This is a genomic window from Streptomyces sp. NPDC048197, from assembly GCF_043202395.1.
In the GTDB taxonomy this organism is placed as follows: domain Bacteria; phylum Actinomycetota; class Actinomycetes; order Streptomycetales; family Streptomycetaceae; genus Streptomyces; species Streptomyces siderophoricus.
Window position 1 is genome coordinate 60622 of sequence record NZ_JBIDAJ010000019.1, and the last position, 15985, is coordinate 76606.

Here is a 15985-nt window from a genome sequence, read left to right on the forward strand (position 1 = left end):
GCATGAGCGAAACGACCACCGCGCTGGTGACCGGCGCGAACAAGGGCATCGGCTACGAGATCGCGGCCGGACTGGGCAGCCTGGGCTACCGCGTCGGTGTGGGAGCCCGCGACGCGACCCGACGCGAAACCGCCGTCGGCAAACTGCGCGCCGCCGGCGTGGACGCGTTCGGGGTGCCACTGGACGTGACCGACGACCGCAGCGTCACCGCCGCCGCGGAACTGATCGAACGACTGGCCGGACGCCTGGACGCCCTGGTCAACAATGCCGGCATCCCGGGCGAAATGGGCCCGGGATGGCTACAGGAGCCGACCACGCTCGACCTGGAAGTGCTCCGCACCGTCGTGGACACCAACGTCATGGGCGTCGTCCGGGTCACCAATGCCATGCTGCCACTGCTGCAGCGCTCCGCCTCCCCACGCATCGTCAACGTCTCCAGCAGCGTCGGCTCCCTGACCCGACAGGCGGACCCGGACACCGAGATCGGCCCCATCATGGCGGCCTACGCACCGTCGAAATCCTTCCTCAACGCCCTCACCCTGCAGTACGCCCGACAGTTCGCCGGCACCAACATCCTCATCAACGCCGCCTGCCCGGGCCTGGTCGCAACCGACTTCACAGACTTCCACGGACCCCGCACCCCCGCACAGGGCGCAGCCACCCCGATCCGGCTCGCCACCCTCCCCGACGGCGGCCCGACCGGTTCCTTCTTCGAGGACGACGGCGTCGTCCCCTGGTGATCACGAACCCGCCGTGGATTCCGCAGAAACCACATGCACTGAGAATCCCGGGCCGAGCGTTCTCATCGAACCTGGCAACCCCGCAGCTCAACACAAGATCCACAGACAAGCCCAACGCGACAGGACAGTTCTCACCGCACTCCGGGTCGGGCTGAGCGCGTCGTGTTCCAAGGGGCCGGGCAGATGGGGACCTTGAAGGCATGGTCTTCATCCCGCCAACCGACCCGGCCCCGCGGCTGTCATCCATTTCGGTCAGCCGCGGTCGATCCGGCAAGCCCTCTTTCTTGCCGATGTCCACCTCGGTCCAGAGGCGAACCCCTTCTACTCGTTGTCTTCGGGTACACCGGCGAGCTCCTCCTCTGAAGGGCCGACGCTCCAGGTCCTCCCCTGGCCGACCCGCGCACCAGACGCGGGCCCCGGCGAGCGGGCCGAGAAGTGGCCCGGTGTGCGGCATGGTGAGAGGACCTCATAGCCTGGTGAACGAACTCGGCCTGGCGTGCCAGGCCGGCAGCATCACGCCAGGGGGACCGTATGACTGCGTACTCACCACCGCCACAGGGGCCAACTCCCTACGGCCGGCAACCGGGCCCGGCTTCATACGGGCCGCCCGCAGGCCATCACGGCGGTCCGGCCCCCTACGGGCCGCCCGCCGCCGGTCCGCCCTTCCACAGTCAGCAGCCTGCATACGGGCATCCGCCGCTCCCGCAGCCAAGCGTCCCGATGTTCACGCCGACGGGACCCGCACGACGTCCTTGGCTCCGGCCGCTCATCGCGCTCGGCATCGTGAGCGTGGTCGCTGCAGGGTTTTGGGTATTGAACACGGTGGTCGACGACGGCAAGCCTCCAGCGCAGGAGGCCCGTTACGCGGGCGCCGGGGACTGTCTGGAGAACCGCGGAACCCACGCGGACCCGGTCATGTTCACCATCGCCTGCAGTGACACCAAAGCCGACTACAAAGTCATGTTCAGCGCCACCGCCCAGGGAAAATGCCCACCGGAATTCGACGAGTACACCGAGCGGGGAGGCCGGCAGGGCGACACCACGCTGTGTCTGACCGCGGTGCATCACTAGGCCGTATCAAGCAACGTTCGCCCTGCCTGTACGGTCAGGACATGGATGCCAGCGGTCAGCCCACTCTTGACGAGATCGAAGACCGCTTCGTTGAGCTCGTCGCGGGTCGGCTGTCCCGGGATGACGCCGACCGTTGGGCGGCGAGGCGGGTGATGGAGGACGGGATCGCCCGGGACGACCTATCCTGGTGGGCGCTGAACCTGCTCTACGGAATCGATCTCCCCGCAGGCAAGAACGGCGATTACCTGCACGACGACGAACAGGTTCGGGCATGGCTCGCTGAACTGAGGAAACACCGAGCGAAGTGAAAAAGCCACAGCGCCCTCCCCCGCCCGGCCGCTGCCAGGATCTGCGCATGGCCGAACGGGCGCGGGTGCGGGAGATCGGTGACGATGAGGGCCAAAGGCTGCTGCCGATCACCGTAGCGGCACGGGGCCCACATCGGTCTTCTACTCCCCGTCGAGCGCGGCGTCGTTTTTGTCGCCGAGCATCCCGCGCAGCTCGGTGGTGACGTCGAACTCATGGAGAAATTCCAGGGCGATGCGGTCCAGGACGTGGTGCGCGGCGGCGTAGCGGTCCAGGCCGTCCAGGAGGAGTTCGGCGCAGACGACGGGAGCGAGGGCGTACGGGTCGTCGATGCCGGCGCGGTGGGTGGCGGCGTCGATCAGGTAGACGCGGCGGGTGCCCCGGTGCTGGAGGCCCTCACCCTGCCCGTGTACGGCGGTGGCCCGGGCATCTGCGGCACCCGCGGATGCCCCGCCTGCCGCTGCCCGGTCCCCGACCTCGTTCAGGAGCGCCCTCTGTCAGCCCTGCATGCTCCAGATCTGCCAGTCGTCGGTGTGCCAGGGGCAGGTGACAGTGCCGCGGCCGTAGCCGAACATCAGGCTTCCCTGACCGGCGTCGAGACAGGCGGGATCGTTGCTCACCCCGTATGGGTTGAAGAACTGGAAGCTGTTGCCGGGGTTGGGGGCAGTGTTGCCGACCCAGGTCAAGTTCCACTGGTCATCGGGTTTCGTGTAGTCACAGGAGCCAGTCCGCAGCTGGTCCCAGCTCTGTCCGTCCCCCGCCGTGTAGTGGTTCCACCTCATGCACTGGCCGGTCGCTACGGACTGGATCTGCACCCGCGCGTAGTAGTTGTTCACATCGGAGTCGTAGGAGAGCACGTTCCATCGCTGGTTCGAGCTGCCGTTGCAGGATCCGAGACCGACGGCGACGTTGGCGCCGCCACCTTGCAGGCACAGACCGGTGTGGTGGTTGATGAGCTGGACATTGCGCTGGTAGGTGTTCGCGTGCGCGGTGCCGGTGCTTGCGGCCAAGGCTATGGTCGCGACGACCGCTGCGGTGAGCGCGGACTTGATCTTGGTCTTCACGGTAGCTTCTCCTATCGACCGGCTGTCCGTCAGGTTCCGGGATGCTGCTGCCCCTGGTCCGCCGAGTGGCGTCGGGCACGGAATCCAGGGAATCGGATGGCATGTCCGCGGTCGAATGATTCGATTTTTTTCGAAGACGATCGCGTTACGGGGGCTGTTCATGATCCGGATAAATCTGGGCGCGCATGGTTTGGGCAGAGTCCGGTTCGCCATGTCGCCTCTGGACGCGGCCAAGGATCTGCTCTTCGCCCTCGCCCGGTCCCCGCGTGTGCTCGGCGCGGGCTGGCGGACGCAGGCGGTAGACGCCCTGTCGGAACGACAGTTAGGGCTCCTGGCTGTTGTCGCCGGCGGGGGGCCGGGCGGTTACGCTCCCGACTTCCTGCGGCCAGAGCCCGCGGGATTTCAGGTGGACCTGGACAGTGCCTTGCATCAGGTGGCCACTACTCCGAGCGAGCGGATCCGTTACGAATTGACGGCGGCCATCGGCGGCCACTCATGGGGCCACACCGTGGGCCAGAGGCCGCCTCAGCTGCTCCTGACGGCTATGGACCGGGGCGAGGAGTATGTGGCGCAGCGTATCGCTGTGGAGCTGGAGCAGTTCTGGTGTGCCGTCCTGGCGCCCCACTGGCCCAGCATGCGGGCCCGGTTGGAAGGCGATGTCGCCGCCTGGGCCTCCGTGATCGCCCGCCACGGAATCGCGGACACCGTCAACCAGTTGGCACCCAACCTGGAGTGGCACGACGGCACCTTGAAAGTCCATTCACTCGCCGCCAGTTCCCACCGTCTGAGTCTCGATGCCGACGCCGCGATCCTCGTACCCAGCCTCTTCGCGGGGCGGGCGGTCTTCTGTGCCGCCGAGCCCCCGGGCGCGCCGGCTCCCCGCACACCACTGATCGTCTATCCGGCTGCGCAGAACGACTGTCTTCCGCCCTCGCGCGGTGACGAGCTGATCGGCACGACACGCATAAAGGTGCTGGCCGAGCTCGCCCAGCCCCGCACCACCGGAGAGCTCGCCCAGCGTCTTTACCTCAGTCCTGCGACCGTCTCCTACCACCTGCAGATCCTCCACCGCGCAGGGCTCGTGCAACGCACCCGCCGATCCCGAACCGTCCTCTACCAGAGGCTCGCGACGAAGCCTCGCCTCGCCGACGATCTCGAATGACCACGATGGGGTCGCCCACCGACTCCCCACCGCCCCGCCCCCCTGTCGAACTTCGGTGGATCAGGTCTTGGCCAGCGCTGCCGCCTGCCCCTGGAGGGCCTGTATCAGTGTCCTGACCTGGGGGTGGCTGCGGCGGGGGATCGTGGCAACGCCGAGGTGCCGGGTGGGAGCCGGCGGAGCGATCAGCACCACAGGACCGGGGCGTACTCTCACTTTGTGTTAGCCTCAAACTTTTGGATGGCTGTGACGGCTGGCAATTCCGCCAGTCCGGTTCCAGTTATTCGTCGGCTGCTCATTTCCTGCCGGGCCTTCCTCGGAACGTTCCGCATACGGAAGGCTCTTCATGAACCACCCGGACCACCTCGCCACCTCGCACGGCAACCTCGACCAGTCCGTGACCCTTCCCCCGACGGTGCCCCCGGTCGCCTCCTTCGCTGACCTGGAATTGCCGGCCGAGGTACTGCGAACGCTCACCGAGCTCGGCGTGCGTGAGCCCTTCCCGATCCAGGCAGCCACGTTGCCCAACGCCCTCGCGGGACGCGACGTCCTGGGGCGCGGGCGCACCGGATCGGGCAAAACCCTCGCCTTCGGCCTGCCACTGCTGGCACGGACGGCCGGGCGGCGCGCCGAGCCGAAGCAGCCCCTCGCCCTGATCCTGGTGCCTACCCGGGAGCTGGCCCAGCAGGTCACCGAAGCACTCGCGCCGTACGCCGACGCGCTCCGACTGCGGATGGCTGCGGTCGTCGGCGGCATGTCGATCGGCCGGCAGGCCGCTGCGCTGCGCGACGGGGCCGAGGTCGTCGTCGCCACCCCCGGCCGCCTGCACGACCTCATCGAGCGCGGGGCCTGCCGCCTGGGGCGGGTACGGATCACCGTCCTCGACGAGGCTGACCAGATGTGCGACATGGGCTTCCTGCCGCAGGTCACCGAGGTGCTCGACCAGGTGCACCGCGACGGCCAGCGGATGCTGTTCTCCGCCACCCTGGACCGCGACGTCGACCACCTGGTCCGGCGCTACCTCCACGATCCCGTCGTCCACTCGGTCGACCCGTCCGCGGGCGCGGTCACGACCATGGACCACCATGTGCTGGTCGTTCATGGCCCCGACCGTTATGCCGTCGCCACCGAGATCGCCGCCCGCGACGGCCGCGTACTGCTGTTCCTGGACACCAAGCACGCGGTCGACCAGCTCACCCGGCACCTGCGGGCCAGCGGGGTGCATGCCGCCGCCCTGCACAGCGGGAAGTCCCAGCCGCAGCGCACCCGGACCCTCGCGCAGTTCAAGGACGGCCAGATCACCGTCCTGGTGGCGACCAATGTCGCGGCCCGTGGCCTGCACGTCGACGACCTCGACCTCGTGGTCAACGTCGACCCGCCCACCGATCCCAAGGACTATGTGCACCGCGCGGGCCGCACCGCCCGGGCCGGTGAGTCCGGCCGCGTCGTCACGCTGGTCCTTCCGGGCCAGCGCAGCGAGATGAGCCGCCTGCTGGGAGAGGCCGGCATCGCGCCGACGACCACCAAGGTGCGCTCGGGCGAGGCGGAGCTGAGCCGGATCACCGGGGCCAAGGCCCCCTCCGGCACCCCGCTCGACGGTGGGCCCGCCGCAGGCCGGGCCAAGAACACCAATGTCCCCTTCCGTGGCCTGGGCACCAGCAAGGATGCCTCCCGCAGAACCGGCGGCAAGTCCCGCAAGGCCAGCGAGGCCCGTATGCTCGCCGAGGCCCGCAAGGCAGCCCGGGTGCGCCGCGGCGGCTGAGAGCCAGCCCTGATAGCCGGATACTCCTGATCACATGATCGAGAGCCACCAGCCCTGCCTGAAGCCCTCCTGTGAGTACGCCTACGAGAGGAACGCCCTCGGGGCGTGCCCGGTCGCGAGTGGGTACCCGCCGAGGCAAGAGCCGAGGAGGGACGGCTCCCAGGAGTGCGTGGTCAAGGACGCAGCCGGCAATGAAGTGAGACTGGTCGTGAATCCGTCCTAGGCAGTGTCTTCAAATGATCTTGAGTAGTGGATCACGGTCGGGTGATTCGTCGTCATGAACCGTCGGGCGCGGAGTGGGAGTTGTCCGGCAGCTGTTGCCCGAGCCCTTGCGAGGGCGGAAACGGCTGGACGACCGCACGGTGCTCAACAGGATCGTGTGGAAGTTCCGGACCGGGGTGGCCTGGCGGGATGTGCCCGAGCGGTACGGCCCGTGGGCGACGCTGCACACTCGCTTCCGCCGGTGGGCTTTGGACGGCACGTTCGAGCGGATGCTGCGGGCCGCGCTGGCGAGGGCGGACGCGGCGGGGGACGTCGAATGGCTGGTGTCGGTCGACTCCACCGTTGTCCGCGCCCACCAGCACTCGGCCGGGGCCCGAAAAGGGGGCTCCGCTTGGCACCTCTCATCGGCTGACACGCACAGTGTGCCGTCGTCCAGCTACCTCTACCCAGTGGGTGTGCGCACCCGCGGGGGCCACGGTCAGGCCATGTTGCTCAACGCTGGGACGGCCGAGCCTCAACCACCGGTCGTATGCGGCGGTGATCTCCTCCCACAGTGGCCGTGGGCCGGCCTGGGTGACGGCGAACCTGTCGCCGTGGTGCCCGTCGTAGTCGATGGTGGCCCAGGAGGGTCCGGTGGTGTCGGCTACCTCCAGGCGCACCGGGGCGTGGGAGCCGCTGGCATTCCAGGCGAAGCGGGCGCCTGGGACGGTGAGGCCGATGTGGAATTCGGTGTTCAGATCGCCGCCGGCGACTGCCCACGGCGAGAGCTTGGTGGTCGCGTGCTGCGTGGAGTGGTCGGCGGTGGTGGGGCCCGGGGTTGTTGGGCGTGGGCGGCGCATGGGCATGTAGGCCGCGAAGGGGTGGAAGCGTCCCTGTGCGCTGCCGTCGCGCGTCGTCGCCTCCAGGGTGCCGTAGCAGCACCATGCCGAGTTCCAGGGAGTGAGGATGCGTCCACCCTGAGCGGTCTGCGCTGTCCATGCCGGGGGGAGATGGTCGACCGAGAACGTCGAGAGGATGAGGTCGTAGGGGGCGCGGTCAGGCCAGCCGGCCGCCCCGTCGCCGCGGACCACCGTCGGCGTGTAGCCCGCCATGTGGAGGTTTCGCTCCCCCACCTTGGCGAGCGCCGCATCCGACTCGATGGTGGTGACGGCCTGGTCACCGAGGAGGGTGCACAGCAGGGCAGCGTTGAATCCGGTCGCTGTGCCCATCTCGACGACGCTGAGCGGGCTGGGGAGGGTGTGCAGGCTGGCGAGCAGCAGCGTGCGCAGCACCATCGACGGCATGGAGGCCGAGGACGTGGGCAGGCCCTCGGTGAACTGGGTGACCAAGGAGACGTCGGTGTACGCCGCCTCCAGCCAGCGGTCGGGCTCGACGGTGCGGTCACAGAGTTCGTAGCCACCTTGCCCGTCGCCGCGCCAGATGCGGTCCGGGAGGAACAGGTGGCGAGGCACCGTGCGCAGCGCCTGCGCAAGGACAGGCGGTACGGGATGGCCGAGGAACTGCTCTACCTGGGCCAGGAGTTGCTGAGCATGGGCGGCAGGTGCCGCGGGGGCGCGCACGGCGGGTTACTTCTGGTCCGGTGCCGGCGGCGGGGGCGGTGGCACCGGAACGGGGCGGTGGGGCTGATGTCCGTCGTCCCCGATGGGACTGCGGTGCTTGGCCTGAGAGGCCGGTAATGCGTCCACGGGCCCTCCGTGTCTCAGGTGCGAATTGCGGCACCCACCGTAGACAAGATCGGCGGCCGTGTGGAGGGCGCCTGGTGGTGGGCGCTGTGGGCTCACCGGTGGGGTTCGAGCGCGGTGCCCTGCGGACCCGTTGGAGCCCGAGTGGAGCCCGAGCTCCGCAAGGCCGCCCGGGCCAGCGCGGGCCAGCGCGGGCCGCACGAACTGCCCCGGGTCTCGCCGGCGTCGCGAGATGAACGGGTCTTCTCGGACGGCGGGTTTCAGGCGGTGCCTCAAGACTTCGGGTTGGTCTGGTAGATCCTCGCTGTGCCGAGGTGGAGAGACGATCCGCCGGAGCCGGCGAACCTTCCGGTCAGGGCACCAGCCGTGCCAGTACAGCCGCATGGCTCGTGGGCCGCAAGACACGGTCTGCCCCCCGTACGGCCGGATTCTGTAGGAGCATCGTGTAGCCAGGTGTCAGATGTCAGGTGTCGAGCGGGAGGCTGGATGTATCACGTTGTGGAGGGGCGGGCATGACGACGACCGCGTCATCGGACGGGCCACCGGAGCCGCAGCCGGCCGGTGACGGCGGCGCCCCTGCTGAGCCCACGGGACAGAGCGGGGGCTCGGGCGGCGCCCCGTCGTCCGCTCCCGCGCAGTTACCGCAGCAGAGCTCCGCCGACACGGAGGGCGGATCCCGGGAGAGCATCTGGGCGATCGCCGCCGACGCGATGGGCCTGGCCCCCGGAGCCTCACGGCGCAGGAAAGTGGTGTTGTTGCTGGTGACGATGGCGATCGGCCTCTTGGTCGTTTTCCGTGACACGCTGATTGACTACGTCATGATCAAGCCGAACGTGACCAGAGAGAACGATTCCCACAAGGAGTACGACGCCTCCCAACTTCCTTTCACGGTGTCCGTGCGGCCCGAGAACAGCGAACCCCGTCAATGGGCCGTGGTTCTCGACCGGGAACTGACCGCCGACGAGACGCGGAAGCTCACGTCCAGCAAGGACAGTGCGACCGCCTTCTCCTACCTGACGGCACTGGGTGGCCATCCGCTCTCGTACGCGCCCTTGCTGGAACACGCCCCCAAGCGGTACACGCAGCGGCAGACGTCGACCGGACGCATGGAACTCTCCGACACGTTCAAGATGATCGTGCTGAGCACCCGGTCCTCCGCCGTGATCATCGACGACTGGAAAGTCACCGACGTCACGTGCCGGAAGAGCACCGCGCAGACGGTCGTCGCCTATCCACCGCAGGGCGGAGCCGCCTACCAGGGAATCCGGCTGCACATTCCACCCCGTGCCGACGAACCGGTGCTGACCGACGACACCCAGGGACAGGGTGAGCCCTACTTCGGCACCCACTACATCGAGGTCGGAGGCGGCCAGCCCTCGGGCGGGATCCGCGCGGAGGCGATCGCGCCACCGGGTCAGTCGTGCGAGTGGGGCATCAGCATCCACTACAACGACTCCTACCAGAAGGGGCGGTGGGTCCAGCTCAGGGACGGCAAGGGCAAGCCGCTGCGCATGCGTACGGAGTCCGTCCCCGTGAACCCCCGGCAGCAGTGGGTCTTCGGCTCCGTTCCCTGGACAGCGTGCCACGAGAAGCCCAAGGAGCCGATGTGCGACCTTCTCTAGCCGGCAAGGCCGTGGCCCTCGTCGTCCTGGCTCTCCTGTGCGTCCAGGCGTGCAGCTCACAACCGAGCAACGAGAAACCGGACTCCAGGTCGTCGGCCCCGTCGGCGCCCTACCTGGGCAACCGCGGATACGCCCTTCCGGACAGCCCGTTCACCCGCAAGGACACGGTCGTCACCGCCACGTGCAGCATGGGGGCGCGCTATGCCGGCGTTTCGGTGCAGGCGTGGGATCCCGAGACATGGCAACCGCGTGCGGAGCGGCAGTTCCCCATTCCGAGCGACGCCGCGTTCACGAACTATCCGGGCGCCAAAGCGGTCAACAGCCCTCTCGTGGACCTCTGCGGGGTGAGCCCGGACGCACCGTCCCCCTATCCCGTGGACAGCTTGGAGTACACGGCTCCGCGGGCGCGTGCCCTCTTCGACCTGGCATTCACGCGTATGGCGGTGGTCCTCCGGGATCCTGGAAGCAAGACCACCAGTCACGTCGGCTTTGTGATGAGCGGCGCCAACCAGGACGATGTCGTCCGCCTGGGCGGGGTGGCGGGTGACGACGAGCAGAACGCGGTGATGTCACCCGACGGGCGCAGTGTGTGGTTCACGTACACGGCTGGCGGCAAGCAGAGGACCGGTTCGCGGTCCGTGGAGGGGAACCACCGTCTGTCGGACGAGGGCCCCGCCACCGGCCACAAGCTCCCCTTGACCGTCTCGGGTAAGCCCGCGCGGGCCGTCCAGGGAAACATGGTCCACCTCGCACCGAACGGCCGCCGGCTCACGGCGAACGCGCCGAAGGTTTTCGGGAACGTCTTCGACACCTGGAACTCCTCGGGGCCGCTCACGGGGGCGTCGGCCCGCGGCGTCACTCTGCTCAGTGGATGTGTCGGCGTCGTCGGCTGGATCGGCGACGATCGGGTGCTGTGCCGCACCTCGTCCGGCTCCTTTCGGGCCATGAACGCCCGCACCGGTCGCGCCGCAGGTGCCCCGATCGGCGTGGTCGGTCGGCACGACGGACGTGTCGCGGAGGGGATGGTGGTGTCGGCGGACGGGAAGAAGTTCATCGTCTCCGTTCACCTGCCCAACGGCCGGCAGAGGGAGGTGGCGGGGTTCGAGGATCCCGATTTCAGGGTGGTGCCGACCACGCCCGGAGGGCCGGCGATCAGCATCCCCAACGATCGCCTGAGCACGGACACGGTGTTCCTGGATTGGTTGTGAGGCCGCGTGCGGCTTCCGCGCGATGACTGTGGCTGTGGCTGGGATCAGGCCCGCCCAGCGATCACCTGGATGAGTAAGTCCGAGTCTGCGGGACCGACTCGGGTGCATGAAGCGAGGGTCTCGTTGATCCGTTTGTGACGACAGATCTCGAAACCCCCGCGACAGCACTGTACGTGAAGGTCGATGACGCTCTGGCAGGAACGCGGGCGGCCGGGGCGACCGCCTGTGGCACGACGACGTGTGGATCGTGGACTCCACCCCGGTGGGGTGCGACCGCTCCCGCCCCACCGCCAAACGCTCGGACCTGGCCGGCTGGGCCGCCTACTCCTACCGCCCCTCGCACTCACGGTTCTTCCGGGGCCTGCGGCCGTACCTGATCTTGACCACTGACCAAGACTTCGGACTTACTCATCTAGGGGGTAATGACCACCTGGTACGCCTCGCCGTCGAGGATGCGCTCGGACTGAACGTCACGGCCCAGCTGTCCCCCCGCGCCCGTGTTCTCGTCCTTGGGGACATGGGCCCTGATGCAGGGTGCCACCGGCTCGTCGCGTACGACCGTTACGCTCCACACACCGCCCACGTTGCGGGGGATGATCTCCGTGCACATGGAACCGATCGTTCCGCCCTCGCGGGATTTGGCGAAGGGGAACTCGTCACAGGAATCGTCCCGGACACTGGGGTCCCCCACGAAGGGCCTCGGGGGAGCCTCGCAGCTGTAGTAGCGCCTCTTGTCCGTCCTCTTGTCGTCGGCGTCACGCGTGAGCGGCTTCTTCTCGGTGCCGAGCCTGCCGTTGGTCAGGTTGTTCTGCGCCCACTCGTAGGCCACCGCGGCGGCCCCGTAGAGGGACTTGCCAATGGTCACCTGGGCCAGGTGGCCCGTGACGATGCAGCCGGGGTACAGGCCGACCTGTCCGTCACAGCGCAGTGAGGGTCCCGCCCAGTTCTGGGGGCTGGTGACGGGGTTCGCTCCGGTGCTCACCACCTCGGACCGGTAGGAGATCTGTGTGCGCTGACTGAGGCCGCCGCCCCGGACGGTGGAGTCGTAGGACAGCGTCCCGGTGTGGTCCTCCTCGCCCTGGTACAGCTCGATGTACCCGCCGCCCCAGGCGGGCGGGCCCGCGATGCACTGGGTGCAGTCCGATCGAAGGGAGACTTTCATCGCGGGAATGGTGGGTGACATCGCGCCGGCGAGGAGGGAGATGCTCTCCTGCCACCGCGTACTTGTGGGGCTCGGCTCGGACGCGGCCACGACCGTGAGAGCGGCGGTGCCGATCACCTGGCCGTCGGGGCTGACGAGCGCGTACACGATGTTGTGCCGCACGCAGTACGCGTGACGGGAGGAGACGACATCCACCGGTTCGGAGGAGGCGCACAGGGCACCCGCGCCGTCCCGAGGGGCGGCCGTGACGTGGGCGCGGATGCGGGCCAGGTCCTGGGCGGAGACGGGGGCCCTGTTGGGTGCAGGTCCACGCCGCGCCGCGGCGTGCGGGCCCGGAGCCGGGGGCGGTGGCGGTGCACGTGCCGTGGCCCTTGGGAGCCGACCGGCCGGCCGTCGACGGTGCGGCGGCGGCCGGTGAGGTGCGCAGGGCGAGGAGGGCTGCGGTCAGGGCGAGTGCGGCCAGTGCCGCGAGCAGGTGTCTGGCGCGTTTCAAAGGGTGGTCCCCCTGTTCGGTGGCGTACGGGTTCACCGAGGATCGAACCGGCGCGGCAACGGTCTGCGCCAGGGGCGGAATCGGCTCCTCCGTGATCGTTCGTGGCCGGTTGCGGTCTCACGCCACCAGCCCTGTGGCCGCTACATTCACCCCGCGAGCGGACACATATGCGAAGAGGGGGAAATAGGCAACGATGCGCCCTATAGGACCTGTTAGTGGGGTCGGTAGATCACTCATGGCGGTGACCGCTGCGGCGGTCGCCGCCATGAGTCTTGCCGTCTCCCCGGCTGCCGCGACACCCACCACCACGGTGGCTGCCGCGACACCCACCACCACGGCGCAGACACCCGCGCCCGGCGGCACGTGTACGGCGGCCGACCTCGGTACACGCCACCCGTACATCAAGACCAGCGAAGTGTCTCCGACGATCACCCACTTCAAGGGCTGGTACGTCACCCAGGGCACGACCGGCTACCAGAGCGTCACCACCAGCACCCAGACCACCATCTCGGTGTCCGTCGGCCTCAACGGCAACGTCCAGGGCAGCTTCGCCGTCGAGACCCTCGGCACCGTCGGCGCGACGCTGGGCCTGAACGTACAGGTCGACTACTCCTCCACCAGCAGCGTGTCGAGTACGGTCACGTGGAACTTCAACCAGCCCGGCTACTACGGCGTCTACAAGGGCACCAAGAAGGTCACCGGTACGTACGGAAGCCTCAACTGCAACCGCGTCCAACAGGGCGACGGCAGCTGGGCGTTGAAGTGGATCGAGGGGCCCGGCAGCGGCAGCTTCACCACCTACACCACCCTTGAGGAAGGCGCGGTGCGCTGCCAGGACAAGGTGCCCGCAGGAAGCATCATGGCCAAGGCACAAGAACTCCTCGACTGCGGCTCGGCCACCGCGAAGGCCAAGCACCCGGCGGGTGCGGTGGCGCCGACGGCGAAGCAGAAGCGGGACCACCTCGCGCAACGCCCGGCTCCCACCAGCAGCACGTCCGCCGAACACCACAAAGCCACCAGGCATATCGCGCGGGCCGAGCTCAACTGCGAGCCCGGCGCCTACAAGATCGCCGTGCCTGACAAACCCCTGTCCTGGGGCGCGCCGCTCTTGGCGGCCGACGGTGTCCGCCTGCGGCCCTCGACGATCTTCAGCGCCCACCTGGACAACTGGCGCCTGTGCAACGTGACGGAGAACCACGGGGTCCTTGAGGCGTCCCTGTGGAACTGGGGCAACGGCGGGTGCGCGACCGTCGCCGCGGAGAACGCGGCCACCGAACAGGCGGTCGTGCAGACGGCCCCCTGCACGGAGGACGACCTCCAGCGGTTCTACATCTACCGCGACGTACCCGGCAGCTCCAAGATCGGTGTGCAGAACAAGTACACCGGCTCCATGATGGGCCACGACCGGTACGCGGACGGGGAGTTCATACGCCAGTACTCCAGCGGCAGGCAGGACGGTACGGGTACGTACACCCTGATCGGAGTCTGACGGCCCACACCCCGTGAGCGGCCCCGCACGTGAACCCCGACCTCCCGGTTTCGTTCGGGGCCCTCCGCGTGCCTACTCCGAGTCCGGCCTTGGGGACCGCACCGCGCTGATTCCGGTTCGTCTTTCTCGCGGATGCAGTCGCCGGCGAGGCGGGGCGGGTCCGCATCGTGGTCGACGACGGCCCACCGGCCGAGGCCTCCGCGGGCGGCGGCACCTCGGTGGGTGCAGCTGCCGAATCCGGTCGCCCCGATCGGCTTGCCGTGCCGGAGATACTCGCGCAGGCCCTGACGGAAGGCGTCACTGGCATCGCCGTAGGCGTCGGCACTGACGATGTCGAAGGGCGTCCAGTCGATCTGTTCCCACGTTGAACCAGACCTTCAGCCCGGCGTCGGCGGCGTGCCGCGCCGCGAGGGCCAGTCGCCCGGGGTCGTCACCGGTGATCCGTACTGCGTCACAGTGCAGGTCGTCCGCGATCATGCGGATCTCGCGTCGTACCGCGCCGGCGTCGAAGACGGGCCGAGAACTCTTGCCGCCCGGAGTGAAGCAGGTGTCGTAGGTGATGCCTTTGGCTCGCATGGATGCTCCTGACAGTCGATCGAGACCTGTTGTTGCGTCTCACCGGGCGCTGATGCGGGTCGGTTCGGCAGGTGGATCACATGGACGGCTCAGGGTGCGTCCGGTGGGGCAGCTCGACGGCGGTCTCGGCCACGCTGGCACCTCGCTCTTCTCCCCGGAGATCGCCTCATACCGTGCTCGGTGATCCGAGCCGAACGTTAGGTACGAGTCGAAAAGCCGGTCAACGGCGCTCTCCTCTGAACCGTGCTGTTTGTGCTGGTCAGCCATGTAACTGGTGATTGCAATGACAGTGAGGGTCAATGCACGCCGAACGAGGGGATGTTGCAACGATCGGCGATCAGTGCACACTGTGGCCGAGACTCCCCGATCAGAGGAACGGAACCCGATGCCTGGACGCAGGCTGACCAGAGCCGACCGGCAGCAGATCGCCGCCGGGTTGGCACAGCGCCTGAATTACGCCGACATCGCCCGGCGCCTGGGCCGTCCCACCTCGACGGTCAGCCGCGAGGTCGCGCGCAACGGCAGACCCGCCCGCTACCGCGCGGAACTTGCACAGCTCGCGACCACCCACCGAGCCCAACGCAGGCCGCAGCCGCCCGCGTCGGCGCAGCGGACCATCGAGCACCTCGGCCCCGACCCCGACCCCTACGCAACGGCTGCGTTCGTCACCGACCTCACCGCGGTACTCGTCGAAACCGGCCTCCCGCGCACCGCCGCCCGCGTCATGGCCTGCCTGTTCGCCTCCGAGACCGGCAGTCGCACCGTCATCGAGATGACGCAGCACTTGCACGTCAGCGCCGCGACCATCTCGCAGGCGGTCCGCCTGCTGGAACGACAGGATCTGATCCGTCGCGGCCGCGACGACCGGACCCGCCGCCACCGGTATTTCCTCGACGACAACGCGGGCTTGCGGACCGTCGTGGCCAGCGCCGCCGCCAATCAGCGGCTCGCCGCCACCGCGCTGCGCGGCGCCGAAGTCTTCGGAGCCCAGACCGCTGCCGGAGCCCGGCTGGCCCTGGCAGGCCGATTCCTCGAACGCCTCGGCGACGACCTCATCCGCTCCGCTGAAAAGCACTGGCGTGACATGGTTGGTGACGGGGTCGAGAAGCACACCCCGACGATCCACACCTCGACGGAGTAGTAGGCGACCTCACTTGCCCAGACGATGACCAGGCAGCAACCGAGAAGCCCAGGGCTCACGACCGCAGCCATCCTCACCCTGGAGGATCAACGCTGAAAAGGCTTAGCGGCCCGAAGCGCGGTTGATCGGCCAGCAGGACGAGGATGCGTTGGATGCCCATGACGAAGTCGGCGACCGCACACGGGTAGTTGGCCGCAGGCGGGTAGTTGTGGGCGCGGGACGAGCCGGCGGCCTGGTCTTACACGTCGGCCAGTTCACGGCCTGCTTCGGTGAGGACGTAGGCGTACC

At 68.5% G+C, this 15985-nt stretch carries 13 protein-coding genes and 2 pseudogenes; 11 read left to right on the plus strand and 4 right to left on the minus strand.

The genetic code is table 11. The features are described from left to right. The first annotated feature begins 2 nt into the window (after positions 1-2). The 3 genes from ACGF4C_RS24175 (at position 3) to ACGF4C_RS24185 (ending at position 2119) form a co-directional block, all read left to right on the plus strand. On the plus strand, positions 3-740 hold the full coding sequence (locus ACGF4C_RS24175) for an SDR family oxidoreductase (protein WP_393568898.1): 738 nt from the start codon (positions 3-5) through the stop codon (positions 738-740). A gap of 783 nt (positions 741-1523) precedes the next feature. Then, positions 1524-1811 carry a hypothetical protein gene (locus tag ACGF4C_RS24180; protein WP_393568899.1) on the plus strand — a complete coding sequence of 96 codons (288 nt, stop codon included), beginning with the start codon at positions 1524-1526 and terminating at the stop codon, positions 1809-1811. 41 nt (positions 1812-1852) lie between these two features. Next, positions 1853-2119 (plus strand): hypothetical protein, encoded by a 267-nt coding sequence (locus ACGF4C_RS24185; RefSeq protein ID WP_393568900.1) that lies wholly within the window; start codon positions 1853-1855, stop codon positions 2117-2119. A 495-nt stretch (positions 2120-2614) separates the two neighbouring features. On the opposite strand, the gene ACGF4C_RS24190 is transcribed toward ACGF4C_RS24185, so the two are convergent. Then, positions 2615-3181 carry an RICIN domain-containing protein gene (locus ACGF4C_RS24190; RefSeq protein ID WP_393568901.1) on the minus strand — a complete coding sequence of 189 codons (567 nt, stop codon included), beginning with the start codon at positions 3179-3181 and terminating at the stop codon, positions 2615-2617. Between the two features lie 160 nt (positions 3182-3341). On the opposite strand from ACGF4C_RS24190, the gene ACGF4C_RS24195 reads away from it, so the two are divergent. The 3 genes and pseudogenes from ACGF4C_RS24195 to ACGF4C_RS24205 all read left to right on the plus strand — a co-directional run. Further along, entirely contained in the window at positions 3342-4343 is a 1002-nt protein-coding gene (locus ACGF4C_RS24195; protein WP_393568902.1) for an ArsR/SmtB family transcription factor, read from the plus strand. 343 nt (positions 4344-4686) lie between these two features. Next, the gene (locus ACGF4C_RS24200; RefSeq protein WP_393568903.1) at positions 4687-6102 is read left to right on the plus strand and encodes a DEAD/DEAH box helicase; all 1416 of its coding nucleotides are present in this window, start codon (positions 4687-4689) and stop codon (positions 6100-6102) included. A 296-nt stretch (positions 6103-6398) separates the two neighbouring features. Further along, positions 6399-6584, plus strand: a pseudogene (locus ACGF4C_RS24205) (transposase); the annotation flags it as partial. A 141-nt stretch (positions 6585-6725) separates the two neighbouring features. Here ACGF4C_RS24205 and ACGF4C_RS24210 read toward each other — a convergent pair. Beyond that, positions 6726-7883 (minus strand): protein-L-isoaspartate O-methyltransferase, encoded by a 1158-nt coding sequence (locus ACGF4C_RS24210; RefSeq protein WP_393568904.1) that lies wholly within the window; start codon positions 7881-7883, stop codon positions 6726-6728. Positions 7884-8518: 635 nt separating this feature from the next. Between ACGF4C_RS24210 and ACGF4C_RS24215 the strand changes: the two genes are divergently transcribed. The 3 genes and pseudogenes from ACGF4C_RS24215 to ACGF4C_RS24225 form a co-directional block, all read left to right on the plus strand. After that, positions 8519-9628, plus strand: coding sequence for a hypothetical protein (locus ACGF4C_RS24215; RefSeq protein WP_393568905.1), 1110 nt, complete (start codon positions 8519-8521; stop codon positions 9626-9628). Next, positions 9613-10836: a hypothetical protein gene (locus ACGF4C_RS24220; RefSeq protein ID WP_393568906.1), complete on the plus strand. Its 1224-nt coding sequence runs from the start codon at positions 9613-9615 to the stop codon at positions 10834-10836. Before ACGF4C_RS24215 ends, ACGF4C_RS24220 begins: the two co-directional genes overlap by 16 nt. A 223-nt stretch (positions 10837-11059) precedes the next feature. After that, a pseudogene (locus tag ACGF4C_RS24225) lies at positions 11060-11221 on the plus strand (IS982 family transposase); the annotation flags it as partial. A 27-nt stretch (positions 11222-11248) separates the two neighbouring features. Here ACGF4C_RS24225 and ACGF4C_RS24230 read toward each other — a convergent pair. Beyond that, a complete protein-coding gene (locus ACGF4C_RS24230; RefSeq protein ID WP_393568907.1) occupies positions 11249-12160 on the minus strand; it encodes a hypothetical protein in 912 nt (303 codons plus the stop codon). A 566-nt stretch (positions 12161-12726) separates the two neighbouring features. On the opposite strand from ACGF4C_RS24230, the gene ACGF4C_RS24235 reads away from it, so the two are divergent. Next, on the plus strand, positions 12727-13980 hold the full coding sequence (locus ACGF4C_RS24235) for a hypothetical protein (RefSeq protein ID WP_393568908.1): 1254 nt from the start codon (positions 12727-12729) through the stop codon (positions 13978-13980). Between the two features lie 297 nt (positions 13981-14277). On the opposite strand, the gene ACGF4C_RS24240 is transcribed toward ACGF4C_RS24235, so the two are convergent. Next, positions 14278-14556: a hypothetical protein gene (locus ACGF4C_RS24240; RefSeq protein ID WP_393568909.1), complete on the minus strand. Its 279-nt coding sequence runs from the start codon at positions 14554-14556 to the stop codon at positions 14278-14280. Positions 14557-14941: 385 nt separating this feature from the next. Between ACGF4C_RS24240 and ACGF4C_RS24245 the strand changes: the two genes are divergently transcribed. Further along, on the plus strand, positions 14942-15697 hold the full coding sequence (locus tag ACGF4C_RS24245; RefSeq protein WP_393568910.1) for a helix-turn-helix domain-containing protein: 756 nt from the start codon (positions 14942-14944) through the stop codon (positions 15695-15697). The last annotated feature ends 288 nt before the right edge of the window (positions 15698-15985 follow it).

Coding starts and splice junctions, on each gene's coding strand:
- ACGF4C_RS24175 (WP_393568898.1), top strand. CDS start 3: ATGAGCGAAACGACCACCGCGCTGGTGACCGGCGCGAACAAGGGCATC.
- ACGF4C_RS24185 (WP_393568900.1), top strand. CDS start 1,853: ATGGATGCCAGCGGTCAGCCCACTCTTGACGAGATCGAAGACCGCTTC.
- ACGF4C_RS24195 (WP_393568902.1), top strand. CDS start 3,342: ATGATCCGGATAAATCTGGGCGCGCATGGTTTGGGCAGAGTCCGGTTC.
- ACGF4C_RS24200 (WP_393568903.1), top strand. CDS start 4,687: ATGAACCACCCGGACCACCTCGCCACCTCGCACGGCAACCTCGACCAG.
- ACGF4C_RS24215 (WP_393568905.1), top strand. CDS start 8,519: ATGACGACGACCGCGTCATCGGACGGGCCACCGGAGCCGCAGCCGGCC.
- ACGF4C_RS24235 (WP_393568908.1), top strand. CDS start 12,727: ATGGCGGTGACCGCTGCGGCGGTCGCCGCCATGAGTCTTGCCGTCTCC.
- ACGF4C_RS24240 (WP_393568909.1), bottom strand. CDS start 14,556: ATGCGAGCCAAAGGCATCACCTACGACACCTGCTTCACTCCGGGCGGC.
- ACGF4C_RS24245 (WP_393568910.1), top strand. CDS start 14,942: ATGCCTGGACGCAGGCTGACCAGAGCCGACCGGCAGCAGATCGCCGCC.